Here is a 25,630-nt window from a genome sequence, read left to right as displayed (position 1 = left end):
GGAAAGCACACATGATCAAGCCTTTGGAAGGCGTTACCGTCGTGGAATTCGCGGGGCTTGGCCCGGCGCCGTTCTGCGGCATGCTGCTCGCGCAAATGGGCGCACGCGTGATCTGCATCGGCCGCGAGGGCGCGGGCGCGCCGTCCGGACCGCTTGCGCGCGGGCGCGAATACGTTGCGCTCGACCTCAAGAGCCGCGACGACCTTGCACGCGCACTCGATCTGATCGCGAGCGCCGATGCGTTGATCGAAGGCTTTCGCCCAGGCGTGATGGAGCGGCTCGGCCTCGGCCCGCAAGTGTGCCGCGCGCGGCGCGCCTCGCTCGTCTACGGACGCATGACCGGCTGGGGGCAAACGGGGCCGCTCGCGCACACGGCGGGCCACGATATCAACTACATCGCGATCTCGGGTGCGTTGCATGCGGTGGGTCTCGCGGGCGGCGAGCCTGTAGTGCCGCTCAATCTGGTCGGCGACTTCGGCGGCGGCGGCATGCTGCTCGCGTTCGGCGTGGTGGCCGCAATTCTGCGCGCGCGTTCGACAGGCGAAGGCTGCGTGGTCGACGCCGCGATGACCGACGGCGCGGCCATGCTGATGAGCATGATGTACGGCTTCTACGCGGCGGGGCACTGGCAGGACGAGCGCGGCACGAATCTGCTCGACGGCGGCGCGCCTTTCTATCGCACGTATCGTTGCGCGGACAACCGCTATATCGCCGTGGGCTGCATCGAGCCGCAGTTCTACGCGGCGTTCATGAAAGGGATTGGCGCCGAAGACCTGCTCGAACTGCCACAGCGCGACCGTGCGCATTGGCCGCGCGTGCAGGAACGCATCGCCCAGGCGGTCGCCATGCGCACGCGCGACGAATGGACCACTGTGTTCGAGGGCAGCGATGCGTGCGTCACGCCCGTACTGAGTCTTGCGGAAGCACCGCTCGATGCGCACAACACGGCGCGCGGCGCGTTCGCACAGAGCGGCGGCGCGTGGCAGCCGCAGTGCGCGCCGCGCTTCGTGGACTACGGTGGCGAGGGCGTTTAACCTCGCACCGCACCCAGCGCTTCTTTATCGTCGGCGAGCAGCGAGAGCTGCCCGCTCGCCACGATATGGCTGAGCGGCGCCGGGCGGCCGAGCAGATAGCCCTGCACTTCGTCGCAGCCTTCGTCGGCGAGCAGCGTGAGCTGCGCCTCGGTTTCGATGCCTTCGGCCAGCACCGGAATGCCGAGGCTCTTGCCGAGCGCGAGCACCGCGCGAATGATCGCGGTGGCCTGGCGGCTCGACTCGGCCTCGCTGATGAAAGACTGGTCGAGCTTGATCTTGTCGAACGGGAACGAGCGCAGCGTGTCGAGCGACGAATAGCCGGTGCCGAAGTCATCCAGCGCGATATTCACGCCAATGGCCTTGATTCGCTGCAGCACGTCGAGCGAGCGCTCGCGGTCCGCGAAAATGGTCGTCTCGGTGAGTTCCAGCTCCAGCCGCTCGGGCGCGAGGCCGGTCTCGACCAGCACGGTCTCGACGAGCTTCGGCAGGTCCGCATGCGAGAACTGCACGGGCGAAAGATTCACGGCCACCTTGTAAGGCGGCAACCACGAAACGGCACGCGTGCACGCCTCGCGCAGCACCCAGGCGCCAATGCCGAGAATGAGGCCATTCTCTTCGGCGAGCGGAATAAATTCGGCGGGCGAGATGAAGCCAAGCCGCGGATGCTCCCAGCGCAGCAGCGCTTCATAGCCGCAAATTTCACCGCTCGCGATCGACGTCTGCACCTGGTAGTGCACGCTCAGCTGCCCGCGCGAGAGCGCCTCGCGCAAGTCGTGCGTGAGCGAACGGCGCGCCCGCGCGATCTCGTCCATCGCCGGCTCGTAGAAGCACACGGACTGCGCCAGGTCCGCCTTCGCGCGGTACATGGCGAGGTCGGCGTTGTTGATGAGCACGGTCTTGGTGGTGGCGTCGTCGGGATAGATGGCGACGCCAAGGCTCGCGCCCGAGAGCACTTCGGCGTCGTCGTAGCGCACCGGCCGGTACAGCGCGGTTTCGAGGCGCGAGAGCAGATCGCCGAGTTCCTCGCGCGAGGCGAAGCGGGTGAGCGCCACGAACTCGTCGCCGCCCACACGCGCTACGAACTCGCCTTCGCGCATCAGGCTCGAAAGACGCCGCGCAAGAATGCGCAGCACTTCGTCGCCGGCATGATGGCCGTGCAGGTCGTTGATTTCCTTGAAGCGGTTCAGGTCGATGCCAATGAGCGCGAGCTTGCGCGTGTCCTGCGTGCGCGCCAGTTCGGCGTCGATGCGGACGTTGAAGCTCGCGCGATTGGGCAGCCCGGTGAGCATGTCGCTCATCGCCATCGTGCGCAGATGCTCGACGGATTCGGCGCGCACGCTGTCGTCGAGCAGAAAGCTCACGCAGCCCGCACCCGCGATCACGAGCGCCATGCACGCCACGGCGAGCGCGAGCGCATGCAGCGCGGCGGGATTCGAAAAGTGTCCGTCGATCGGCATCGGCACGACCTGGAATGCGGACATGCCGGTGAAGTGCAGCGCGGCGATGGCGAGTGCGAGCACGCCCGCCACGACGCGAGCGGAGGCGTCGGCGCTTGCCCGCGCGCTGGCCGCGTTCTCCTGCAGGCGCCTCGCGGCCGCGCCGGCGAGATGCAACGCAAGCGCGCTGATCGCGACCGCCAATGCGATCGACAAGGCGATCCCGACGCGATTCCAGATCACGATGCCTTCCACACGATACGCGAGCATGCCCGCGTAATGCATGAGCGCGACCGCCAGCCCGACGACCGCGCCGCCCAGCGCGGGCGCCGCGCGCGTGAGACGGTTCGCGGCCTGACTCGTCGCGAGCAGAAATCCCGCGAAACTGCCCACGAGCGCGATGAGCAGCGACGTGATGGTCAACACGGGATCGAATGCGATCGGCACACCCGGTTCGAAGCCGAGCATGGCGACGAAGTGTGTGCACCAGATATCGGCGGCTGCAACGACGGCCGCGATGAACGACCAGCCCATGCGCTGCAGCGAACGCGTAGCGAACGCGCGCAGGACGAGCCGTGCGGTGACCCACGAGCCCGCGGCGCAGATCAGCAGCGCGACGACGACGAGCCACAGGTTGTGCTTGTAGACGATGCAGCCCACCACGCTCATCATGGGAAGATCTCCTTGTTCACCACTCGTTCACCCAGGGCGTCGCACGACATTATCACGACAATGCGACGAGGCCGAGCACCTCTCGCAGCTTCGCGCTCGTCGCGTGCAGCGACGACGACGCGGCGGCCGCTTCGTTGACCAATGCGGCGTTGCGGCGCGTGGTGTCGTCCATCTGCGCGACCATGGCGTTGACCTGCTCGATACCCTGCGCCTGCTCGTGGCTCGACGCCGTGATTTCGCCCATGATGTCGGCCGCGCGGCCAATGCTGCGCACCACACTTTCCATCGCGGCGCGCGCCTCGCCGGCGAGCTGCGTGCCCGCGCCGACTTCGTTCGCCGAGTTCTCCACGAGCTGCTGGATCTCGCGCGCGGCGGCCGAGGCGCGCTGCGCGAGGCTGCGCACTTCGCCGGCGACCACGGCGAAGCCGCGTCCCTGTTCGCCTGCGCGCGCGGCTTCCACGGCCGCGTTGAGCGCCAGAATGTTGGTCTGGAACGCGATGCCCTCGATCACATCGACGATCTCGAAGATGCGCTTGGCCGAGGCTTCGATAGCGCCCATCGTCGTGGTCATGCGCGCGACGACGTCGTCGCCTGCCTGCGCGACCGTCGACGCTTCGCGGGCGAACGCGCTCGCCTTGACCGTGCGCGTGAAGACGTCCATCGAGGCGACCGTCTCTTCCAGGCTGCCCGCCTGGTGTTCGGTGCGCGCGCTCAGGTTCGCGTTGCCTTCCGCGATTTCGAGCGCGGCCTGCTCGACGTGCGCCGTGCTCGTGCTCACCTCGTGCATGGCGCGCGCCATCTGGCCGATCGCCCCCTTGAGCGCGACCGCCGTGGGCGCGCTTGCGGGAATGCCGTCCACGGCGAGGCACACCTCGCGCTCGCGCACCACGCTGCGCACGATGTCCGACAGCTCCGCCGCCTCGATGGCCGCCACGCGCAGACGATGCGCGAGCACGATCTCGACGGCTGTTTGCGCGACCACGTAGGCGGCATGCAGCAGCACGCGCGGCAGGTTAGCCTCGCGCGTGCAGTACACGGCGAAGTTGAGCGCCTGCAGCCGGTCGAACGCGAGGTGATGCACCGCGAAGAATCCCGCGGCGAGCACGATCGGGCGCCAGTCGCGATAGACGAGCAACAGGCCCAGCAGGACGAACACGCCGAAATGGAATTCGGTGACACCATGCGCCGCCTGGATATGCAGCGCGACGAGCGCGGCATTGGCGAGCGTGAGCACGACGCGGGAAAGCGCCGTGCCGCGCGCGCAGAAAAACACCAAGCTGCCGGCGCCGAGGAACAGCGCGGCGCCTACGAGCGCGAGCTGCGGTTCGTAATAGCTGAAGCCGATCAGCACCGCCGCGATAGCGGAGAGAACGAGCGTGGAATACATCACCGCGTCGGCGGCGCGCGCGACGTCGTCGAGCGCGCGAATGGCCACGCGCGGTTGCGAGCCGGACGGTCGAAGCGACTGCGCGCGACCCGGCGAATCTGCCAGCATGAACGACACTTGGATCAGGAAAAAAAGTTGCGGTAGGCGTAAATGCGGCGGCGGCTGGTGGACCTTGATGCACCTGATTGAATTCGGCTGCAAAAAGAGCCGCCGTAATGGCGTCGGCGCGACTCGTTGGCGGGCCCGGCAAGATAATCGGGACCCGCGCACGAGTTTACGGCAGCAAATGGGGAAACTTCAGGAAACCCTTTACAGGACAAGTATTTGCAAACGTTTGCAGCGTTTTGGTCCTATTTTAATTTTTGCAAGGGATGTAAATGCATTGATTTACTTTTGTCGAAAGACAGTTGCCCCCGACTTCCGCCACTCGCGGCAGGAGAAATTACCAATAGCACGCTCGTTCTATTTTAGGTACGCTAGGCACCTTCTCCTCTCATGATGCGAGACCGTTCCGCCATGTCGCTGATTCTTTCCCGCCGCGATCTGAACTTCCTGCTCTACGAATGGCTCGATGTCGAAAGCCTCACGCGCATTCGGCGCTACGCGGACCACTCGCGCGAGACCTTCGACGCCGCGCTCGACACCTGCGAGAAGATCGCCACTGACCTCTTCGCGCCGCACAACAAGAAGAACGATCAGCACGAGCCGCACTTCGACGGCGAGACGGTCACGATCATCCCCGAGGTGAAGACGGCGTTGAAGGCATTCAGCGATGCAGGCTTGATGGCCGCGGGCCAGGACTACGAATACGGCGGCATGCAGTTGCCGCTCGTCGTCGAGAAGGCGGGCTTCGCGTGGTTCAAGGGGGCGAATGTCGGCACGAGCGCCTATCCGTTCCTCACCATCGGCAACGCGAACCTGCTGCTCGCGCATGGCAGCGCAAAGCAGATCGACACCTTCGTGCGCCCCGAACTGGAAGGCCGCTACTTCGGCACGATGTGCCTTTCGGAGCCGCAAGCGGGTTCGTCGCTTTCGGATATCGCCACGCGCGCCGACTTCGAATGCGATTCCCCGCTCGGCGCGCAATATCGTCTGCGTGGCAACAAGATGTGGATCTCAGGTGGCGAGCACGAGCTTGCCGAGAACATCGTGCACCTCGTGCTCGCCAAGATTCCCGGTCCCGACGGCAAGCTCATTCCGGGTGTCAAAGGCATCTCGCTGTTCGTCGTGCCCAAGTACCTCGTGAACGAGGACGGCTTGCGCGGCGAGCGCAACGACGTCGTGCTCGCGGGCCTCAATCACAAGATGGGGTATCGCGGCACGACGAACTGCCTGCTGAATTTCGGCGAAGGCACGCAGCACACGCCAGGCGGACGCGCGGGCGCGATCGGCTATCTCGTGGGCGAGCCGCATCACGGGCTCGCGTCCATGTTTCACATGATGAACGAGGCGCGCATTGGCGTGGGGCTCGGCGCGACGATGCTCGGCTATACCGGTTATCTGCATGCGCTCGATTACGCGCGCAACCGTCCGCAAGGGCGTCCTTTGGGCGCGGCGGGAAAGGATCCGGCTTCGCCGCAGGTGAGGCTTGTGGAGCACGCCGACGTGCGCCGCATGCTGCTCGCACAAAAGAGCTATGTGGAAGGCGCGCTCGCGCTCAACCTCTGGTGCGCCAAACTCGTGGACGAAGCGAGCGCCGCCAGCGGCACGGAGCGCGAGCCGCTCTCGCTGCTGCTGGACCTGCTCACGCCCATCGCGAAGAGCTGGCCTTCGCAATGGTGTCTCGCCGCCAACGATCTCGCCATCCAGGTGCACGGCGGCTATGGCTACACGCGCGAGTACAACGTCGAACAATTCTATCGCGACAACCGGCTCAATCCGATCCACGAAGGCACGCACGGCATTCAGGGGCTCGACCTGCTCGGCCGCAAGGTCGTCATCAAGGACGGTGCGGCGCTCAAGATCTTCGCGGAGCGCGTGCAGGCTACGCTCGATCGTGCACAAGCTTCGGGCGCGGCGGACGAGGCACCCACGCAAGCGCGCTCGCAGCCGCACTCGGGCGGCTCACGAAAGTCACGCGGCAGTTATGGGCAGCAGGCGACCCGGCGGTGACACTCGCCAACGCTTCGGTGTACCTGGAAGCATTCGGCCACGTGGTCATGGCCTGGGTGTGGCTCGAACAAGCGCTCGTGGCAGGCGCTGCGCTCGCCGCGCCTGCTAAAGCAAGCGGCGACGAGGTGGACTTCTATCGCGGCAAGCTCGCGGCGGCCGCTTACTTCTTCGCTTGGGAGTTGCCGAAAACAGGCGCGCAGTTCGATCTGCTCGCCTCGCTCGACCGCACCACGCTCGACATGCAGGACGCGTGGTTCTAGAGCCGCGACCACGACGCGCCGGTTCCCTGGCGAGTGCCCTGAGCGTAAGCAAAGCGCCCCAAAAGACCGGACTGGCGTCGGCCTTTTGGGGCGCAGCCCGATGCCTCACCCGAGGCATCGGATCAGTTCACTAGCGTTGGAGCGTCAGTTCGCCGCCTGCTGCTCGAAACGCCTGAGCAGGTCGTTGCCGCGCGAGTTGGCCGAGTCGAGCGCCTGCTGCGGCGTCTTGGCGCCCGTCCACACCTGTTCGAGTTCCTCGTCCACGATCGTGCGGATCTGCGGCATGTTGCCAAGGCGCAGGCCCTTGGTCCACGGCAGCGGCGGCTTGTTGAGCATCTGCTTCGTGGCCGTGTCGGCGCCCGGATGCGACGCGTAGAAACCCTGTTGCTGCGTGAGTTCGTACGCGGCCTTCGTCACCGGCAGATAGCCCGTGTCCTGATGCCACTTCGCGGCGACGGCCGGCGAGCTCAGGTACGCGAGGAACTTCGCCACGCCCTTGTAGACCTCGGGGTTCTTGCCGCCCAGCACCCACAGGCTCGCCCCGCCGATGATGGCGTTCTGCGGCGCGCCCTTCACGCTCGGGTCGTACGGCATCATGCCGGTGCCGAACTTGAACTTCGCATATTGCTGCACGTTCGCCAGCGCGCCCGACGAGCCCATCATGATGCCGCAATCGCCGCTATAAAACTTGGCCGTGGCTTCGTCCTTGCGGCCCACATAGGTGAAGGTGCCCTGCTTCGCCATGTTCTGCAGGAAGGCGATGTGCGCGACCTGCAGCGGCTTGTTGATTTCGAGTTGCGCGTCGAGCCCGTCAAAGCCGTTGTTGCGCGTCGCGATCGGTGCGCCATGCCACGCGCTGTAGTTCTCGATCTGGATCCAGCCCTGCCAGCCGGTAGTGAAGCCGCAGCTCATGCCCGAGGCCTTGAGCTTCGCGGCGGCTTCGGCGACTTCGGGCCAGGTTTTCGGCGGCGCGTCGGGCAAGCCGGCCTTCTTGAAGGCGTCGCGATTGTAGTAGAGCACCGGGGTCGAGCTGTTGAACGGCATCGACACCAGATGGCCCGTCTTCGCGTCGCTGTAGTAGCTCGCGATGGTCGGTACGAAGCCCTTTTCGTCGAGCGGCACGCCGGCGGTCTTCATCACGTCGTACACGGGCAGCACGGCCTTCTTCGCGTTCATCATCGTGGCGGTGCCAACTTCGTACACCTGCAGGATGGCGGGCGCGTCGCCGCTGCGATAGGCCGCGATGCCGGCGGCGAGCGTCTGGTCGTAGGTGCCCTTGAAGACGGGCACGATCTTGTATTCGCTCTGCGACGCGTTGAATTGCTGCGCGATCGCGTTCACGCGCTCGCCGAGTTGGGACTCCATGGCATGCCAGAACTGGATCTCCGTGGCGGCATGCGCGGCTTGCGCCCCGCCCGCCAGCACCACGGCGGCGATCAGCGCGCGCAAGCGGCCGCGCGAACCTGCGCGTTGCATCTCGTGCTTTTTCATCTGGGTCTTCTTCCTGTTATTGATCGTTGTCCCGGCGCATGCGCGCGAAGAGGCGTGGCTCGGGACTTTGGTTCAGGACTTCGATTTTCGACTTCGATACATCGGGCCGCCCGCCAGCGGTCGCTTGCACGTGCGCACGGCACCCTCGGCCCAAGGCAGAGCAAGGGTAGCACAGCGAATGGGACGCCCGTGTGATGGCTCGTGCCGCGGCGTGTCAATGGTCCACGGGATCGTGGCAACAGACGCAGAGCTTGTTGCCTTCGGGGTCGCGAAAGTACGCGCCGTAGTAGTTCGGGTGATAGTGCGGCCGCAGGCCGGGCGCGCCCTCGTCGGCGCCGCCGTGCGCGAGCGCGGCGGCGTAAGCGGCGTCGAGCAGATAGCGGCCACGATATTTATTTAGACATTCTTATCAATAACGAAAATGGGCCGCAAAAAAACAACGCCAGCGCATGTCGCAACCTTGTGAAGCCGCACTGGCGGCACATTCGCGCTCGTGCGATTTCTGAAACTCAGTCTTTCCGTTTTTCAGATTCGTCCATGGAAGGCGTTACGCATAATCGCCGCTGAATTTCGGGGCGTCGGCAAAACCGTGCCTTAGCGTGCCTTCCCGCGCCGCGATTTCACTCTCACACATGCCACTCATCAACGAAGACCATTCAATGAAAAGAACCGCTCTCGCCGCCGCCTTCACGCTGGCATCGTTTGCCTCCATCGCACACGCGCAAAGCAGCGTGACGCTCTACGGCTCGCTCGACACCTCCGTTGCCTGGTTCGGCAACCAGCAAGGCAAGAACGGCTCGGGCGGTACGTTCCAGATGATGTCCGGCAACCTCTCGCCGAACCTCTGGGGCCTGCGCGGCGCCGGGCTGCGTCACAAGTTCTGATTCGCATCGCAGGAGGCGCGCGCGGCGAGCGCGCCGGAAATCGCTCGCCGCCATGAACTTCGGCTATAATCGCCCCCTGTCTTAGGGGAGTAGTCTGCAACGCCTGCTTTGGCGTTGCGCCGCCGTCAACATAATTGGTGCCCCCCGCACCATGGCGCCGGCAGCCGTATTGCGGATCATTGCAGCGAATTGCTGCAATTGCGCGGCCTGACGAGACCTATGACGTTTTCCCTTTCACCCGAGCCGGGCGAAGGGAAGCGTCATGGTTTCGGTGCCCGGCTCGCACATCACGGCAAAAACAATGACTCGTCTCGCCCCGCATCACCTCCTCATTTGCGCCGCGGAGCGTTCGTCATGATTTTGACGTTCGCCCTGCTCATTGCCGCGGCCGGCATCATCTATTTGTCCTGCGAGACCTTCGTCAATAGCGTCGAGTGGCTCGGCTATAAGCTCAAGGTCACGCAAACCGCCACCGGCACGATCCTCGCCGCATTCGGCACGGCGCTGCCCGAGAGCGTGGTTACGCTCGTTGCCGTCGCTTTCGGCGGCGATCCCGCGCACAAGGAAATTGGCATCGGCGCCGCGATTGGCGGGCCGCTCGCGCTCAGCACGATCGCCTATGCCGTAGTGGGCTTCGCGTTGCTCGCGACAGCGAAACGCGTGGGCCGCGAGCGCGCGGCCCACGTCGACGTGAATACGCGCCGTCTGCGCCGCGACCAGCTATGGTTCCTCGCGATCTTCGTCGCGAAGATCGCGCTCGGGCTCGTGGTGTTCAGCCTCAAGCCGGTACTGGGGATCGCGTTTCTCGCGGCCTACGGGTTCTACTGCTGGAAGGAGCTTTCCGCCGAAGATGGCGGCGAGGTGGAAGGCGATCTCGAGCCGCTGAAGCTGCGCCCGCATGACGAAAATCCGGCCATGATGTGGATTTTGCTGCAGACGCTGGGTGCGCTCGCGGTGATCTTCGCGGCCTCGCATCTGTTCGTGCAGCAGATCGGCGCCGTGGGGCCGTGGCTCGGCCTGAGCCCGCAGTTGACCGCCGTGTTGTTCAGCCCGATCGCCACTGAGTTGCCCGAGATCATGAACGCGATCATCTGGGTGCGTCAGGGCAAGGAGCGGCTGGCACTGGCGAACATCAGCGGCGCGATGATGATTCAGGCCACCATTCCCACGGCGTTCGGCCTCTTCTTTACGCCGTGGCATCTCGGCACGCCTTCGATTCTCGCGGCCGTGACGACCATGGTCGCCATCCTGTTCCTGCAATGGGCGTTTCGCGCGCCGAAGGTGCGCAGCCGTCAGCTCACGCATGTCGGCTGGCTCTATGCGGTGTTCGCTGCGCTGCTGTTCGTGGTGTGACGCGGTTCCGGGCAAGCTCAGGCTGCCGCGGCGGCGCCTGCGTGGTGATGGAGCCAACGGATCATGTCCGAATGCCTGACCACGCCGACGAGCCGCCGCGCATCGTCCATCACCGGAATGTCGTGGTACGCGTGCTCGATGAAGATCGGCACCAGATGCGCGAGCGGCGTGGCGCGATGAACCGCGTGCACGCCGGCCGCCATCACGGCTTCCACCGTTTCTTCCACGCGCGCCGACTCGCGCAGCGCCGCGCGGCGCAGCACGGTCCAGAAGCGCTTGAGGCCAGCCGCCGGAGCAAGGTCGCCGAGCGCGTGATGCGTGACGACGCCGACCACGCGGTCCATCGCGTCGACCACGGGCAGCGTCGAAGCACCGTGGCGGCGGAACATCTCACGCGCCGCCCGCGCACCCATTGTCGCGGGCACGGCGGGACAGCCAATCGACATGATTTCCTCGCAAGTTAGTTGTTCGAACGATTTTTGCGGAAAATCCAACGGCTCCAGTAGATGTTGCGAGAGCGCGGCAAGCGGCGCGGCAGCGGCCGCCGGTGTGGGACGAAACGCGGCGCGCGGATAGCGGTGCCCGGTCAGCGCGTGGAAGGCGAGCGCCGCACTGAGCAATGCAACGGACTGGAACGCGATCGGCGCGAGCACGAAGTGAAAGCCGAGCGCATGAACAGCGGGGCCGCCGAGCACGGCGGTCAACGCGACCGCGCCTGAAGGCGGATGCACGCAGCGGCACAGAAACATCGCGCAGATCGCGAGCGCTACCGCCACGGAAGCCGCCGCGACCGGCGACGCGATCCATTGCGCGCACACCACGCCCACCAGCGCAGAGACGAAGTTGCCGCCAAGAATTGACCACGGCTGCGCAAGCGGACTGTCCGACGCGCCGAACAGCAGCACCGCAGAAGCGCCCATGGGCGCCACGAGCAGCGGGATATCGCCCGCCGCGCCGAACATCAAGTGGGTTGCGAATCCAGTCAACGCGATGCCGATCAACGCTCCGGCACAGCGCCGTCCCCGCTCGCGCCATTGCGGCGCGGCCGGGTTGGGCACGAAACTCGTCAACCATTCGATGAGCGCGGTGCGAGACATAGCTGGGTTTGCTGGTCGGTATGTCGGCCAGATTACCGACGTGCGGCGAATATCAACAATTGATATTTCTGTGCGTACATATAATTCATCCTGTATGCATGTTTGGATTCGCCGCACGCATTTTCCCCGCCAATTCGGAATCGTTTGGTCTAGAATAACGACATGAAATCCGATACCCGTTCTGGCCCCGGCCGTCCACGCGAATTCGACGAGCAGGAAGCCGTGCAGAACGCGCTCGAGGTATTTCGCGCGCGTGGTTATGCCGCAACGTCGCTGCCTGACCTGATCGAAGGTACGCAACTCTCGCGCGGCAGCCTCTACAAGGCGTTTGGCGACAAGCATCAGCTCTTTCTCGCGGCGCTCGACTTCTATACCGAGCGTGGTATCGCCCGGCTCACGCGCAACTTGCGGCACGCCTCGGCGCGCACCGCGCTGCGCGAAGCGCTGCGTCATTACGTGCGCCTTTCCGCCGGCCTCGAAGGGCTTGCGGGCTGCCCGGTTACAGCCGCCGCGACCGAGTGCCTGCCCTTCGACGCCGAAGTGAAAGCCCGCGTCACGGACATGTTCACGCGCATGCAGGCACTGCTCGCCGGCGCGATCCGGCGTGGCCAGGCAGCGGGCGAACTGGCCGCCGACCAACATGCCGACGATCTCGCCCGCTTCCTGCTCTGCACGATCGAAGGCATGCGCGTGCTGGGCAAAACCGACGCCGGTGAAAAGGCAATGAATGCGATTGCTGAAATCGCGCTGAGCGCCATCCCCTAGTTTTTTTTGGCTAATTAGGAACCGAACAGTCCCATATGGAGGCCGCATGACAAACCTTTCGACTGTGGAATTGCCGCCTACGCGAGCGGGCGCGCGCACCTGGTGGGCCTTGACCGTGTTACTGATGGGCACGCTGTTGCCGCCACTCGACTTCTTCATCGTCAACGTTGCGCTGCCGTCCATGCAGGCCGACCTGCATGCCAGCGGCGGCATCGCCCAACTGGTGATTTCCGCTTATGCGGCGACCTACGCCATCTTTCTCATCACAGGCGGCCGGCTCGGCGACCTGTACGGCCGGCGGCGTATCTTCCTCGTGGGGATACTCGCGTTCGCGGCCGCTTCGGCCGTATGCGGGCTCGCCAGTTCGCCCGCTGCGCTGGTGACGGGACGCATTCTCCAGGGCGGTGCCGCGGCCGTCATGGCGCCCCAGGCGCTCGCGTCGATCCACGCGCTCTTTCCGGCGCATCAGAAGGGGCTCGCGCTCAGCCTTTTCGGCACGGCTTATGGGATCGCTGCGGTCGCCGGCCAGGCGCTCGGCGGCGTGCTCGTTTCGGCCAACGTATTCGGACTCGGCTGGCGCAGCATTTTTCTCATCAACCTGCCAGTCGTGATCGTGGCCGCGCCCACGGCGTACTGGCTCGTGCGTGAGAGCCGCTCGGACCACCCCGCGAAGCTCGATCCCGGCGGCATGGTCTTGCTCGCCGTGGCGCTGGCTGCGCTCGTCGTTCCGTTGATCGAAGGCCGCGAGCGCGGCTGGCCATTCTGGACGTGGGCGTTGCTCATTGGCGCCGCGCCCCTGTTCGCGATCTTCTGGCGCTATGAGGCGCGCGTCGCGAACGCCGGGCGCGATGCACTCGTGCCGCCCATCATCTTCGCCGCGCCTGGTCTCGTGCGCGGGCTCGTCGCCACACTCTTCTTCTATTCGCTCGCACCGTTCTTCATGATGTTCGCGATTTACGTGCAGCGTGCGCTCGGGCTCGCGCCACTCGAAGTCGGGCTGCGTATTCTGCCCGTGGGCATCGGCTTTCTGATCGGGCCGCTGCTCAATCCGCTGATCGTGCGCCAGTTCGGCCATCGTGCGGCGGCGGCAGGCATGGCAATCGAGGGCTGCGGATTAATTTGGACTGCCATGCTTGTTCACGATGCTCAACTGCACGCGCTGAGCGCATCGCTCTTTCTAATCGGCTTCGGCCAGGGCGTGGCGCTGCCCGCACTCGTCAGGCGCAATGTCGAATGTGTCGATCGACGCTGGTCCGGTCTTGCCGCTGGGCTCGTCAGCTCGGTTTTGCAGGTGAGTGCCGCGCTCGCCGTGGCGCTGCTCGGTGGCTTGTTCTTCGCGCTTGCCGGGCCGGATTCGAACAGCGCGCACGTGGCTCGCGCGTTTGCGACGACCGTTGCGATTATTGGCATTCTGCTTTTCGCTGCAGCGTTTCTCGCCGGCGGCCGCAATAATCACGTGCCGCAATTGCGCAAACAGCACGTATGAGAATAAGTCCTCCCAGCGCGCGCTGCATGAAACGATGGCCATCCGTCGGGCCGCGTTATTAGCACGGCCTGTGCGCCATGCCGCCATGACGGGAAAGCGAATCGTCGCTTTCTAAATTTGTTTTCATCTGGAGTCGTGCCGCAAAGCGACGCCGCCTCGATCAAGCCGGGCATGCACGCCACGCTCACCGTGCCCGAGCGCCCCGGCGTGAAGTTCGACGCGAAGCTCGTGGACACCGACCAGTCGATCTCGCCCGCTTCGGGCACGATGCTCGTGCAACTCGCCGTGGACAACAAGCAAGGCCTGCTCTTCCCCGGCGAGTACACCGAAGTCCACCTTGCGATGCCGGGCGACGCGCACGCGCTCTTCGTGCCCGCAAGCGCGCTGATCTTCCGCGCGCATGGCATGCAAGTCGCCGTCGCGGACGTGCATCAGCACGTGCAGTTGCGCGACGTGACGATCGGCACGGATCTCGGTACGCGCGTGGAGATCACTTCTGGCCTGCACGCGAGTGAGCGCGTGATCGACAATCCACCGGATTCGCTCGCGAGCGGCGACCTCGTGCGCCTGGCGTCCGCCAACGCGCCTGGCGCGCAATCGACGCAAACTGCAGCCATGCACGACCCGGAGCGTGCGCATGGCTAAGCGGTCCGTGCCTGCGCACACGTTGCGCGCCGTTGCGCTTGCAGCGGCCCTGCTGCTCTCGGCGTGCTCATTCGCGCCCACGTATCACGGGCCCGCCACGGCCATCCCGACTCGCTTCAAGGAAGCGGGCGACTGGCAGACGGCACGCCCCGCAGACCAGCCCCCGCGCGACGGGTGGTGGCGCGCGTTCGACGACCCCGTGTTGAATCAGCTCGAGCCGCAGGTTGCGAAAGCGAATCCGAATGTCGCGGCAGCGCTCGCGCGTCACGACGAAGCCGATGCGCTCGTCGCGCAGGCGCGTTCCGCGCTGCCGCCGACGGTCGGCGCAGAGGCGAACGTCTCGCGCGAGCGCCAGTCGGCGCTACGTCCGCTGCCCGGCTCGGATCAGCCGAACGTGTACAACTCGAACACGCTCGACGTGGGGATCGGCTACGACCACGACCTGTGGGGCAAGGTGCGCAACGAGGTGAAGGCAGGCGAGGCCTCGAGCCCAGCCAACTGAGCCTGCAGGCGAAGCTCGCCACGACGTGGTTCGACCTGCTCGGACTCGACCAGCAGGCGAAGCTGCTCGGCGACACCATCGCCGCCTATCGTCACGCGCTGGAGCTGACCGAGAGCCGCCATCGCGCCGGCATCGCTTCTTCGCTCGATGTCTCGCGCGCGAAAACGCAGCTCGCCTCGGCGCAGGCCGCAGCCGATGACGTGAGCGCGCGCCGTGCGCTCTACGAGCACGCCATCGCCACGCTCATCGGCGTGCCGGCCTCGCAGTTCAACGTCGCGCCCAACGAGATGTGGTCAATCGGTCCCACGCTCGTGATGACGATCTTCGATGGCGGGCGCCGCGCGGCGGTCATGCGCGGCGCGCAGGCGAAGCTCGCCGAAAACGGCGCGCAGTACAAGGCCACGGTGCTGGGCGCGTTCCAGCAGGTCGAGGACAACCTCGCGCTGCTGCATCATCTCGGCGACGAAGCACAGCGCGAAGACGAGGCGCTCACAGCGGCGCAACGCACCCTCACGCTCTCGATGTCGCGCTACCGCGACGGCGTGGTGAGCTACCTCGACGTCGTGACGGCGCAAACGACGGAACTCTCCACGCAAATCGCCTCGCTGGAACTGGACACACGGCGCCTGGACGCCACCGTGGGCCTCATACAGGCGATAGGCGGCGGCTGGAGCACGCAGGATCTGCAGGAGGACAAGGCGGCTTCCTGAACGCCCCCTGAAGCGACGGTAGCCGCCTTTATCGCCATTCGAACCCCGCCTCTGCGCGGGGTTTTTCTTTTCAGCGAATCCTGTCACGTCGATAAACATTTCTTCATGGTGCTGCATCGGGTTCGATAGGGTGACCTAACTATTCTACTCACACCGGGATGCGATTTATCGCATTCGCTAACCGGCTAACCGATCTCACTCCTGGAGGAATAGTCACATGAAGGCTCTCATGATCATCGCTGCGCTCACCGGTGTCGTCGCCACCACGTCCGCTTTTGCGCAAACCTCGGCACCTGCGGCCGGCGCACAGGCCAGCCAGCCCGCGGCAGCCACCCAGGTCGCTGCGAACGACACGGCCTCCACGGTTGCGCCCGGCGGATGGGTACCGCCTTATGGGCAAGCGGTCCATGAAAAGACGCGCGCCGAGGGTGTACCACGAGCTCGTTCAGGCGGAGCAGGACGGTCAGCTTGCGTACCTGAACTCCACGCTCTACGCGCACTGAGCACGGCAGGCGGGGTTTTTCAGGCACGGGTGAACGGCACGCTCTCAGCGTGCCGTTTGCTTTTTGATGTTAACAAACCCATGCACCCGCGTTCGGATAGGTAACCGGATCCCACAAACGGTTACCTCGAAGCGCGAATCAGTCGGACGTCGGCAAGGTCAGTTGGTAACCGCAGCGGCTGATGGTATCGATGCGCACATCGATACCCTGGCGCGCGAGCTTGCGCCGCAGCCGCGAAACGACGAGGTTGACGGTCGAAGCGTCGATGTCGTCCTTCTCGGGCCACGCGTAGCGGATCATCTGGTCGCGCGGCACGGGCACGTTGGTTTGACGCAGCAGGCATTCGACGAGCAGGTACTCGCGGCGCGTGAGTTCCGCGCGGCGCGCGCCCTCCACGAACTCGCGCGTCCCTGCATCGAGCTGCGGCGCGTTCTGGACGGGCTGGGCGCCGTTTGCGGCCTGCGCGGGCAGTCCACCCTGCACGCCGCCGCCGCACGCCGCCGTGGTGCGCAATAGCGCGTGCATGCGCTCGTGCATCTCGATGAACGAGAACGGATAGCGAAAACACGCGTCGGCGCCCGCGCGCAGCACCTTCGAGCGCTCGCTCGCGCTCGCTTCGATGCCGAGCACGGCGATGATCGTCGCGCCAGCCGTGACCCTGGAGAGCCCGGGAAGGATGCCGTGCAGCGCAGGCAGCAGCGCGCCGTCTAGCGCCATCACGATCACCGCATCGAATGGCTCCTCTCCAGCGACGAAAAGGCCGTCGCGCAGGTCTTCCGCGCGCTGCAGGCTATGCGCGCTTTCGTGCAGCGCCTTCTGGAGCCAGGCACCTTCGGCGTGATTCGGGGAGATGAGGAGTATGCGCATGACTGCGAGTGCCCGACGGCTGGACGGGAGATGTCAGGCGAGGGAGCGCGGCCAGCATTCCACGCTCATGCGCGTACCCGGGCCGCCTGGCTTCTCGCCCGCCAGTTCGCGGGCATCGTTGATGCGCAGCGTGAAATCGTGGACGCGCACCACCGCGGCCACGACGCAAAGCCCCAGGCCCGAGCCGGCGATATGACGCACCGCCTCGCCGCGATAGAAGCGCTGCAGGACCGCCGCGCGCTCGCCAGGCGCGATGCCGGGACCGTTGTCCGCCACTTCGAGCAGGGGGCCGAGCGGCGTCGAGCGCAGCGTCACGCTCACCACGCCGCCTTGCGGCGCGAACTTGATCGCGTTGTCGATGCGCGAATCGAAGTAGCGCAGTTGCCAGCGCAGGCCGCTGTCGGTCTCGCGCATCATCGCGCGTGTTACGGAATATTCGATGACGCCAAGCAGCGCCATGAACGCGAGCGAGAAGATCGTTGCGTAAGCGGTGAACCAGCGGAACGTGGTCGTCTGCCAGTGCTCGTGGCCACTGTCCCGCACGTTCGGCGCCGCCCGCGACGACGCTGGAACGAACAGGCCACGCCCGAGCGCAACCCAGGCAGGCAGTTTCATCGCGCGCCTCGCATGCGGGGCCCCGCGTCGCGCACGGGCGGCACACGGGCGGCCGCGCGCCGGGCGCGCGGCGCTTTCTCGCTGACTGACATGGCTACCCCCGTTGGCAATGAAGGGTCGTCTCGACGACTCACTGGCGAACCAACGAACGCGGATACGCTCGTGCCTGGCAATCATAGTGGCGCGCCCTCGACACAACGGCATCACGGCAATGAAGAGCGCGTCATTTTCTTGCTGGTGCGTGACGCGCACCTGTCATTCTGTCATTTCGTGCGTACGCGAGGTCTCGCGTCACGGAGGGTGGGGCAACGGCAGATGAACCTTTTGTCATCCGGCTGAGCCCGATCCAGCGTCAGCAGTTCCTTATCCTCGAATCCGCTTGTTCGCGCATTCGCGCTTTGTCATTTCGTTGCGGGTTCATCAAAAGGAGGATTCAACATGAAGTCATGGCTGAAGTTCGTATGGGTGCCGTTTGTGGGAGCGGTGAGCGTAAGCGCGGTCGCCGCGCCGCATCTGACTCAGCAGGAATGCCACAGCTACCCGTTCGTCAAACCGGCACACGAGGTCACGCATTCGGATCTGATACGGGGACTCAAGGAACTCGAGGCGGTGGGCTACGAGCCTAACTCTGACGACAATACCTATCCCGCCAATATCGAAGCCGCCCAGCAGCGTCTCACGGACGTGTATCGCAGCGATTGCCTGCCGCAGCACACCGCGGCCGCGGTGACCTTTCCTGCGAATTCAGACTGAGATCGGCCGCCCGGCGGCCCGTAGGTCCCCGATGGACTTTGTGCAGTGCACCTTGTCCGGTTTCTGCCGGGCTTTCCGTAATCTCCTGGGCTAGCGGCCCATGTGGTCCTTCAGCTGCTCCCATATTTGGTGACCTGAACTGGGTAACCGGAAATGGGAGGAGGCATTGGTGCACGGGTAGTTTTCCCGGTCGCTTGTTCTTGAGACCGGGATTGGTGGCGAGTCCTGGGCGACGGCCAGTTAGCTCAGCAGTCGCGCTGCGTAGGGCTTGCCAGCTATTCGATCGGTCCCATAGGCAGTTACCTTGAACGAAGTACCGCACCATATCCGGAGACCATTCAAGGATTTTTCTCAGGAAATCATGGATCTAACTCAACATCTGAATGTCATGTCTGAGGAGTGCGTGGCTTAGGTAGAGGCCTATGGTGCCCGCAATGCCTTGATAGACGGGCTAGGTAACCGGGAATGGGGCCACGGAGGTTGGTGACCACTCACATGCATTAAGGTCCCCGGTTTTGGGAGACGTCTTTCTCATCGGACGCGTGTTTTAGTGTTTACCTTTTACGCTTTAAGAACTTTAGTAAACCTTTAGGCGCCGCAAACCCTTACCAGGCGTGGCTTTGCGGCCGATTTGGTGGCGTGTTATGGGATTCGCGGTCCCGGGTATGGGAGTTTCGGGTTGTGGATATGGGACTTCGGTAGCCGGGCATGGGGTTTACGGGTTGTGGATATGGGGAGAAGGTTGCCCGCTATGGGAAAAGGAGCGGTTTTGCCTTCAGGTCGCCGTTTATGGGAGTCAGGGAAGGTCGCCGCGTATGGGATGGGGCGCCCTTCCTGACGGCGCTTGAGAGGCACACTCGCCTGGGTTCAGGTAACCGTCTTTGGGAATCAGCTTGGGTAACCAGATATGGTGGCTTTTGTGGAGAGATATACCGGCGTCATAGAGCGCTGAATCGGCTCCCCCGCATGAATCCTTGCATAAGAAGAAGCGAGCTGGTCCGAGGTAACCGCCTATGGGATCCGGTTTGGGTCACCGGTTATGGGGGCAAGGGCGGATTCGCAGATCGCCGAAGCCGCAATGCGCCTGCGCATGGGTAGCCATTTGTGGGAGCCGGTTCAGGTCACCATTTATGGGCGTCATAAGCATGCCGAGGCTTGGCGGACCCGTTCCGAGCGACAACCCGGATAGCAACGCGAAAAATCCCATGGACGGCTACCTGTCGGGGCTGCATTGACAGAGTAAGTACTCACATTCGGCCTAAAGGTCACCAGTTATGGGATGGTTTTCAGGGTGCAGCGATGCAAAGGTCACCAGTTATGGGTTCATGCGCGGGGTCTGCTCTGAGTGCCCGGGAGGGGTTCCCGGTGGCCATCGAGGCAGAGAATCTCCGGCTGTCAATGGTCTCCGCCCTTGCGTGTCGTGCTGCGTCACGATTGCGTTTGCGGCCTTGAGTCACCTGGTCGGTTGGTATACAGTTACCAACCGACCAGGTTCCCTTTCAACGTGGGTCATATGGCAAGAAAAAAGGCCGAAGCCGGCGACGCCGACAAACAAGGTGCACTCGTATTCCAGCAAGGCCAGCCGCCTGATCTGTTTCGCAAGGCCGTTCCGGCGATTCATATCGCACCGAAGTCCGGGTCGATCAGCCTGCAGCAGCGCAAGATGTTCAGCTCGCTGATCAAGAACGCCATTCGCCAGGATTCCCTCGACCGCGGCCGCTCGTCGTTCGAGATCACGATCTCCGCCCTCTCGCAGGACGTCGATCTGAACAGTAACAACACCGAGTACGTCAAGGAAACGATCAACTCGCTCATCAGCACGGTCGTGAACTGGGACTACCTCACGCAGGACAAGCGCAGCATCTGGAAGGCGTCCGGTTTGCTCGCCGGCGCCGAGCTTGAGCGGTCGGTATTGCGCTACACCTTCTCCGAGCAGATTCGCGGCGAACTGCTCAATCCTGAAATCTACGCGATGATCGACATGCGCATCACGCGTCAGTTCAGGAAGGCGCATTCGCTCGCGCTGTGGGAGAACGTCGTTCGCTACGAGGCCGTGGGTGTGACGGCGCGCTTTCCGCTCGAGACATTGCGCGATCTGATCCTTGGGCAAGATACTTCGGCGCAATCGTACAAGCTCTACAAGCAGTTCAAGAGCCGTGTGCTGGTGCCCTGCATCAAGGAAGTCAACGAGATTTCGGATCACATGTTCGAGCTCATCGAGCACAAGGTGGGACGCTCGGTCGTCGCCCTGCAGTTCCGTGTGACCCGCAAGCCGGAGACCGATCCGTCCCAGGAACTGCGTGCAAACGAAACGCTGCTGATTGGCGAGATGTCGAAGTTCAGTATTCCGGTTTCCGAGGCGCGGCGCCTGCTCAAGCAGTACGGCGAGGAGAAGATTCGCACAGCGGTGGCTTATACCGCGGCGCGGGTGGCACAGAAAAATGCCGCGCCGCTCGCAAACGTTGCGGCGTATTTCCGCAAGGCGTTGGCGGAGGGCTACGAGTTGCCCGGTGCGAATGCCGCCGCGCCCGCCGCCGACGCTGGCCGCGCGCGAGAGAGTCAGGATCAGGTGAAGGACCGCTATATCGCCGCGAAGATCAATGAGGCGCGTGCCTACTTCAATGAGCTCGAGTACGACGACCAGACTGCGCTGATCAAGCGCTACAACGAGACGGTCGGCATGGACAAGCTCAAGGTGTCGACGGCGAAGGTGCCAAGCAAGATGGCCTCGACGAACTTCTTCCGTTGGGTGGTGCTGGACACTTGGGGCCAACCGACTGCTGCCGATCTGCTTGAATTCCTGTTGAGCGGACAGCAGGCGCCGGCTGGGGGCGAAGGCCTGCAGGGTGCGGAAATCGATTTTGCGTTGAAAGCGCGAGACGATTAAAAGCGATGGAAGAAACGGGACGGCGGCTTCGGCCGCCGTTTTTTTGGCGCGATTCGCTGCGTGTACACGTGGGTTGCGTGCAAGGAAATTTTGTGAAATATAGCGACGTAGAAATCGTAGCTAAATATATATTTCCAAGCTCCTGCGCGTTAGAGGAGCTCACTTTTTTCGTGGCCCACCAGGTTTTGACTGCTTGAATGCCTCGGAGTGATGTTCGTGCTTCGCCTCGAGGTGCTGTGAGTGCTGATGCCGCTTTGTTAGTTCGTAGCTGTTCGTGCTGATCTCCACGTGGAGAGTCGCTGCTTCAAACGATCAAGAATTTGTGGGCTCGGCGGCATGCTTGTAACGGTCAGTGCCCGATTGCTACAGCCCTCCTGGATACCACTTGCACACGCGTAAGCATTCTTCGCGAATGCCGATTAATGAATCTCCACGTGGAGATTTGCGTGATGCTCTTCAACTCCCTCCGCGGAGCTACCCTCTCCAGTACTTTCGCCCAACTCGATCCTTCTACCCAACGTCACGCGCGTATTACACGGCTGTGCAAAGATGTTGCGACTCATCGATCTGCGAGCGGACAAGCTCGGCACCTTCGGTGGCATTCTGCGATCTCCACGTGGAGATCGACTTCCACCGTCGTTGAAGCATCGCAATCCGGCCAATCTGGCCGCCCGTCAATCTTCTGCGTTGCGTCTAATCCTTGTCCGTTCAGCCAATTGGTTGTGAACTGGCAACGTCTGAGACGGAAATCCTAGAATTTACTTTAAGTTGCCATTAGACTCTCGAGTGACTTGCTGGAGTCTCCACGTGGAGAGTGTGCTTGGGAGGCTCGTCCGCTGTTGAACAATTGCATGGAGAAACGAATGGGTCTCGTGATAGCCGTAGCGAACCAAAAAGGTGGGGTTGGTAAAACCACCACCAGCATGAATCTGGCTGGGGCATTTCAGGCTGAAGGCTATAAGGTCTATGTAGCCGATGCCGATGGTCAGCAATCTTGCATGAGTTGGTGTGCGGCGGCAGGTCCCGAAACGCCCCTGCCGTTCCGCGTCGGCAGCATTCACAAGCTGGAGAAGATGATTGGGCCGGAGGTCGCGGCGCTGGCGAACGACTACGACGTCGTCATCGTCGACTGCCCGCCCAATATCAACGACCTCACTACCGCGCGAGTTCTTGCCGTAGCCGACGTTACCGTCATTCCGACAGATGCGTCGCCGATCGACATCTGGAGTAGCGAAGGGATGATTGAGTTGGTCGAGCGAACCCGCGTTGCCAATCCGGACGGAAAGTTCGCAATTTTGCTGAATAAATCTAATTCGAAGACGCTGCTGCACACGCAGATGAGCGCCATTCTTGCCGAGAGCAACGTCCGCGTATTTTCGGCAACCATCAAGCAGCGCGAGCTCTATCGTCAGACGGCAGCGCTTGGCCGCACCGTCTTCGATGTGCGCGGCGTGCGCGGGACGAAAGTCGCAAAGGACGAAATTAGCGCCGTCTACAACGAGATTATTGCGCTGGTCCAGGAAGAAGAAGAGGAGGTGGTCGATGGCCGCTAAGCTGAATTTCACCAGCAAGGTCCGCGCGGGCATGGCTGCCGAGCGCGTTTCGGCTGGCGAGCGTCTCGCCGAAGCCGATGTCGTCAATATCGCGCAGCGCGACGCGGGCGCACCCAACGTCGCGGACACGCCGGCCGCCCAGTCTGCCGAAGTCATCGAGGCACCGCTTTCGCTGCATGCGGTCCGGAAGATTTCGGTCGAAGATGTCGTTTCCAATCCGTACAATCCACGCGCGTTCTACAGCGCCGAGACGATCGACGAACTGGCCGAAAGCTTTGCGACGCAAGGGCAGATTACGCCGATCCTGGTCACGAAACTCGCAGCGTTTCCCGGTCAATATGTAATCGTCGACGGCGAGCGGCGTATTCGCGCTGCGCGTTCGCGCGGCGACAAGTTTATCGACGCCGATGTCCGCGAGGGTCTCAACAACCAGAACCTGTACCTGCGCGCCTATCACGCCAACAAGGAGCGCGAAGAACAGACGGTATTCGACGATGCGCTTGCGTGGAAGAAACTGCTCGACGATCGTGTCTATGTCGACCAGGTCGAGTTGGGGGTGGCCGTAGGCGAAGATCCGAAGCACATCAGCAAAGTGATCGCGCTCACGTCGCTGCCGCCCTATCTGCTGCAGAGAATGGCGCAGAATCGCAAGGATGTCGGACTCGGACACGCCTACAACATCAAGCTGATCTTCGACCGGGCCGGAGCAACGGTCGCCGAGCATTGGCTTCAGCAGGTGATTGAAGGGAAGGCGAGCGTACGCAAGCTCGAGGCGGCCGCTTCGGCTGAAGCGGGCGCGCGCAGCGTTGGGCCGCGCCGTACGCACTACCAGTCGCGCGTCCAGTTCAATCGACCGGACGGTGTCGCGTTGGGCGAACTGAAGCTGTTCGGTGACGGGCGCGCAGAGTTGAGCCTGAAGGGTATCGCGCCTTCCGATCAGCAACGTCTAGCCGAGCGCGTGAAGGTGGTCATCGAGCAGTGGGCTTCGGAAATGGACACGACCGAGACGACCTGAGCATCGCGAGCATCGGCTAACGGTAGCAGGGGAGGGCGTCGTCAGACGCCCTTTTTCGTTGTAGCGGCGATGCGGGCCATACGCGAACCACGACCGGGGTCGAATCCGTGAAACAGGCGATAAAAAATACCGGATCAAATTTAATCGTTTGAAATCAATGAGTTAAATATTGTTTTCTAGAATGTTTCACGAAACATGTTAGCTGGGGCGGAGTTAAATCGCGTTTTTTGCGCTTCTAGCCATGGAGACACCCACGTCAGGCGGAAAGCGTAGCAAATGAGACGTAATTTGTAGTGCATTACAAACGACAAGATTGTGAGCAATTGACAACGCCTGCCCCCCAGGTCATGCTTAATAAGATGAACTGCCGCCTTTTCACGATTGCGCTGATTATTAGCACCATTCAACGAATGGTGGGTTAGCGTACGTCTGGCAGCACGCCCGCGAGACCGAACTCGAGCGCGCCCCGAATCTCTCGGCGCGCCTGCGCAACGCCGTGTTCCTCAAGCGCGAGGACAACCAGCCGGTGTTCTCCTTCAAGCTGCGCGGCGCGTACAACAAGATGGCGCATCTCACGCCCGCGCAGCTCGAGCGCGGCGTGATCACCGCCTCGGCGGGCAATCACGCGCAGGGCGTGGCGCTTTCGGCGGCGAAGCTCGGCGTGAAGGCCGTGATCTGCGTGCCGGTTACCACGCCGCAGGTGAAGGTCGATGCGGTGCGCGCCCACGGCGGCGCGACCGTCGAGGTCGTGCAGGCCGGCGAGTCATACAGCGACGCCTACACCCACGCCGTGCGCCTGCAGGAAGAACGCGGCCTGACCTTCGTGCATCCGTTTGACGATCCCCACGTGATCGCCGGCCAGGGCACCGTGGCGATGGAGGTGCTGAGCCAGCATCAGGCCCCGATTCACGCGATCTTCGTGCCGATTGGCGGCGGCGGTCTGGCTGCAGGCGTGGCGGCGTACGTGAAGGCCGTGCGCCCGGAGATCAAGGTGATCGGCGTGCAGACCGATGATTCCTGCGCGATGGCGCAGTCGATCCAGGCGGGCCAGCGCGTGGAACTCACCGAAGTCGGCCTGTTCTCGGACGGCACCGCCGTGAAGCTCGTGGGCGAGGAAACCTTCCGCCTGTGCCAGCAGTATCTCGACGAAGTGCTCACCGTCGATACGGACGCGCTTTGCGCCGCGATCAAGGACGTCTTCCAGGACACACGCAGCGTGCTCGAACCCGCAGGCGCACTGGCGGTGGCGGGCGTGAAGCAGTACGCGGAACGCGAGGGCATCGAAGGCCAGACGCTGGTGGCGATCACCTCGGGCGCGAACATGAACTTCGACCGCATGCGCTTTGTGGCCGAGCGCGCCGAGGTGGGCGAGGCGCGCGAAGCGGTGTTCGCCGTGACGATCCCCGAGGAACGCGGCAGCTTCAAGCGCTTCTGCGAGCTGGTCGGCACGCGCAGCGTGACCGAGTTCAACTACCGCATCGACGACGCCGAACGCGCGCACATCTTCGTGGGCGTGCAGATCCGCAACCGCGGCGAGTCGCAGCTGATCGCGAAGACCTTCGTCGATCACGGCTTTCCGAGCGTCGATCTCACCGGCGACGAG

General features: G+C 63.6%; 15 protein-coding genes, 5 pseudogenes and 1 riboswitch. Of the genes and pseudogenes, 13 read left to right on the top strand and 7 right to left on the bottom strand.

Annotation, left to right across the window (positions count from 1 at the left end; translation table 11 throughout):
- The first annotated feature begins 11 nt into the window (after positions 1-11).
- Positions 12-1,034 (top strand): CaiB/BaiF CoA-transferase family protein, encoded by a 1,023-nt coding sequence (locus M3I54_RS36685; RefSeq protein WP_254344603.1) that lies wholly within the window; start codon positions 12-14, stop codon positions 1,032-1,034.
- Here the strand turns inward: M3I54_RS36685 and M3I54_RS36680 are convergent.
- The gene (locus tag M3I54_RS36680; protein ID WP_254344601.1) at positions 1,031-3,142 is read right to left on the bottom strand and encodes a bifunctional diguanylate cyclase/phosphodiesterase; all 2,112 of its coding nucleotides are present in this window, start codon (positions 3,140-3,142) and stop codon (positions 1,031-1,033) included. The genes M3I54_RS36685 and M3I54_RS36680 overlap by 4 nt on opposite strands.
- A 52-nt stretch (positions 3,143-3,194) precedes the next feature.
- Positions 3,195-4,637, bottom strand: a complete 1,443-nt coding sequence (locus tag M3I54_RS44990; protein ID WP_302059295.1) for a methyl-accepting chemotaxis protein — start codon at positions 4,635-4,637, stop codon at positions 3,195-3,197.
- Between the two features lie 408 nt (positions 4,638-5,045).
- Here M3I54_RS44990 and M3I54_RS36670 point away from each other — a divergent pair.
- A pseudogene (locus M3I54_RS36670) lies at positions 5,046-6,901 on the top strand (acyl-CoA dehydrogenase).
- Positions 6,902-7,045: 144 nt separating this feature from the next.
- On the opposite strand, the gene ugpB reads toward M3I54_RS36670, so the two are convergent.
- Both ugpB and M3I54_RS36660 read right to left on the bottom strand, forming a co-directional pair.
- Positions 7,046-8,377, bottom strand: a complete 1,332-nt coding sequence (ugpB, locus tag M3I54_RS36665) for a sn-glycerol-3-phosphate ABC transporter substrate-binding protein UgpB (protein ID WP_375542278.1) — start codon at positions 8,375-8,377, stop codon at positions 7,046-7,048.
- A 229-nt stretch (positions 8,378-8,606) separates the two neighbouring features.
- Positions 8,607-8,762: pseudogene (locus M3I54_RS36660) on the bottom strand (VOC family protein); the annotation flags it as partial.
- A 289-nt stretch (positions 8,763-9,051) separates the two neighbouring features.
- Between M3I54_RS36660 and M3I54_RS36655 the strand changes: the two are divergent.
- Both M3I54_RS36655 and M3I54_RS36650 read left to right on the top strand, forming a co-directional pair.
- Entirely contained in the window at positions 9,052-9,276 is a 225-nt protein-coding gene (locus M3I54_RS36655) for a porin (protein ID WP_254344597.1), read from the top strand.
- Between the two features lie 72 nt (positions 9,277-9,348).
- Positions 9,349-9,453: riboswitch (yybP-ykoY riboswitch) on the top strand.
- Between the two features lie 177 nt (positions 9,454-9,630).
- A complete protein-coding gene (locus M3I54_RS36650; RefSeq protein ID WP_254344595.1) occupies positions 9,631-10,629 on the top strand; it encodes a sodium:calcium antiporter in 999 nt (332 codons plus the stop codon).
- Between the two features lie 17 nt (positions 10,630-10,646).
- Here M3I54_RS36650 and M3I54_RS36645 read toward each other — a convergent pair whose 3' ends face one another.
- Positions 10,647-11,726, bottom strand: coding sequence for an HPP family protein (locus M3I54_RS36645; RefSeq protein WP_254344592.1), 1,080 nt, complete (start codon positions 11,724-11,726; stop codon positions 10,647-10,649).
- Positions 11,727-11,888: 162 nt separating this feature from the next.
- Between M3I54_RS36645 and M3I54_RS36640 the strand changes: the two genes are divergently transcribed.
- From M3I54_RS36640 to M3I54_RS36625, 4 genes and pseudogenes are all read left to right on the top strand, one after another.
- Entirely contained in the window at positions 11,889-12,491 is a 603-nt protein-coding gene (locus tag M3I54_RS36640) for a TetR/AcrR family transcriptional regulator (protein WP_254344590.1), read from the top strand.
- Positions 12,492-12,537: 46 nt separating this feature from the next.
- On the top strand, positions 12,538-13,977 hold the full coding sequence (locus tag M3I54_RS36635) for an MFS transporter (RefSeq protein WP_254344588.1): 1,440 nt from the start codon (positions 12,538-12,540) through the stop codon (positions 13,975-13,977).
- Positions 13,978-14,112: 135 nt separating this feature from the next.
- Positions 14,113-14,622, top strand: a pseudogene (locus tag M3I54_RS36630) (efflux RND transporter periplasmic adaptor subunit); the annotation flags it as partial.
- Positions 14,615-15,834, top strand: a pseudogene (locus M3I54_RS36625) (TolC family protein). The pseudogenes M3I54_RS36630 and M3I54_RS36625, both read left to right, overlap by 8 nt.
- 641 nt (positions 15,835-16,475) lie before the next feature.
- Here M3I54_RS36625 and M3I54_RS36615 read toward each other — a convergent pair.
- Both M3I54_RS36615 and M3I54_RS36610 read right to left on the bottom strand, forming a co-directional pair.
- Complete coding sequence (locus M3I54_RS36615; RefSeq protein WP_254344587.1) at positions 16,476-17,204, bottom strand: response regulator transcription factor; 729 nt, start codon at positions 17,202-17,204, stop codon at positions 16,476-16,478.
- A 33-nt stretch (positions 17,205-17,237) separates the two neighbouring features.
- A complete protein-coding gene (locus M3I54_RS36610) occupies positions 17,238-17,819 on the bottom strand; it encodes a sensor histidine kinase (RefSeq protein WP_254344586.1) in 582 nt (193 codons plus the stop codon).
- A 438-nt stretch (positions 17,820-18,257) separates the two neighbouring features.
- On the opposite strand from M3I54_RS36610, the gene M3I54_RS36605 reads away from it, so the two are divergent.
- The 5 genes and pseudogenes from M3I54_RS36605 to ilvA form a co-directional block, all read left to right on the top strand.
- The gene (locus M3I54_RS36605) at positions 18,258-18,572 is read left to right on the top strand and encodes a DUF4148 domain-containing protein (RefSeq protein ID WP_254344585.1); all 315 of its coding nucleotides are present in this window, start codon (positions 18,258-18,260) and stop codon (positions 18,570-18,572) included.
- Positions 18,573-20,085: 1,513 nt separating this feature from the next.
- Entirely contained in the window at positions 20,086-21,459 is a 1,374-nt protein-coding gene (locus tag M3I54_RS36600) for a replication initiation protein (protein WP_254344584.1), read from the top strand.
- Positions 21,460-22,322: 863 nt separating this feature from the next.
- Complete coding sequence (gene parA, locus M3I54_RS36595; RefSeq protein ID WP_254344583.1) at positions 22,323-23,012, top strand: ParA family partition ATPase; 690 nt, start codon at positions 22,323-22,325, stop codon at positions 23,010-23,012.
- Positions 23,002-24,027: a ParB/RepB/Spo0J family partition protein gene (locus tag M3I54_RS36590; RefSeq protein WP_254344582.1), complete on the top strand. Its 1,026-nt coding sequence runs from the start codon at positions 23,002-23,004 to the stop codon at positions 24,025-24,027. The genes parA and M3I54_RS36590 overlap by 11 nt, the downstream gene beginning before the upstream one ends.
- A 421-nt stretch (positions 24,028-24,448) precedes the next feature.
- A pseudogene (ilvA, locus tag M3I54_RS36585) lies at positions 24,449-25,630 on the top strand (threonine ammonia-lyase, biosynthetic); the annotation flags it as partial.

This window comes from Paraburkholderia sp. CNPSo 3274 (genome assembly GCF_024206475.1).
Classification (GTDB): Bacteria; Pseudomonadota; Gammaproteobacteria; order Burkholderiales; family Burkholderiaceae; genus Paraburkholderia.
Note: the sequence above shows the minus strand (reverse complement) of the source record. Positions and strands in the feature narration are given on the sequence as shown.

What these genes read in the sequence shown, in the direction of transcription:
- M3I54_RS36600 (WP_254344584.1), top strand. Translation starts at nt 20,086, where the DNA reads ATGGCAAGAAAAAAGGCCGAAGCCGGCGACGCCGACAAACAAGGTGCA.
- M3I54_RS36635 (WP_254344588.1), top strand. Translation starts at nt 12,538, where the DNA reads ATGACAAACCTTTCGACTGTGGAATTGCCGCCTACGCGAGCGGGCGCG.
- M3I54_RS36605 (WP_254344585.1), top strand. Translation starts at nt 18,258, where the DNA reads ATGAAGTCATGGCTGAAGTTCGTATGGGTGCCGTTTGTGGGAGCGGTG.
- M3I54_RS36610 (WP_254344586.1), bottom strand. Translation starts at nt 17,819, where the DNA reads ATGAAACTGCCTGCCTGGGTTGCGCTCGGGCGTGGCCTGTTCGTTCCA.
- M3I54_RS36640 (WP_254344590.1), top strand. Translation starts at nt 11,889, where the DNA reads ATGAAATCCGATACCCGTTCTGGCCCCGGCCGTCCACGCGAATTCGAC.
- M3I54_RS36680 (WP_254344601.1), bottom strand. Translation starts at nt 3,142, where the DNA reads ATGATGAGCGTGGTGGGCTGCATCGTCTACAAGCACAACCTGTGGCTC.
- M3I54_RS36590 (WP_254344582.1), top strand. Translation starts at nt 23,002, where the DNA reads ATGGCCGCTAAGCTGAATTTCACCAGCAAGGTCCGCGCGGGCATGGCT.
- ugpB (WP_375542278.1), bottom strand. Translation starts at nt 8,377, where the DNA reads ATGCAACGCGCAGGTTCGCGCGGCCGCTTGCGCGCGCTGATCGCCGCC.
- M3I54_RS44990 (WP_302059295.1), bottom strand. Translation starts at nt 4,637, where the DNA reads ATGCTGGCAGATTCGCCGGGTCGCGCGCAGTCGCTTCGACCGTCCGGC.
- M3I54_RS36650 (WP_254344595.1), top strand. Translation starts at nt 9,631, where the DNA reads ATGATTTTGACGTTCGCCCTGCTCATTGCCGCGGCCGGCATCATCTAT.
- parA (WP_254344583.1), top strand. Translation starts at nt 22,323, where the DNA reads ATGGGTCTCGTGATAGCCGTAGCGAACCAAAAAGGTGGGGTTGGTAAA.
- M3I54_RS36655 (WP_254344597.1), top strand. Translation starts at nt 9,052, where the DNA reads ATGAAAAGAACCGCTCTCGCCGCCGCCTTCACGCTGGCATCGTTTGCC.
- M3I54_RS36645 (WP_254344592.1), bottom strand. Translation starts at nt 11,726, where the DNA reads ATGTCTCGCACCGCGCTCATCGAATGGTTGACGAGTTTCGTGCCCAAC.
- M3I54_RS36615 (WP_254344587.1), bottom strand. Translation starts at nt 17,204, where the DNA reads ATGCGCATACTCCTCATCTCCCCGAATCACGCCGAAGGTGCCTGGCTC.
- M3I54_RS36685 (WP_254344603.1), top strand. Translation starts at nt 12, where the DNA reads ATGATCAAGCCTTTGGAAGGCGTTACCGTCGTGGAATTCGCGGGGCTT.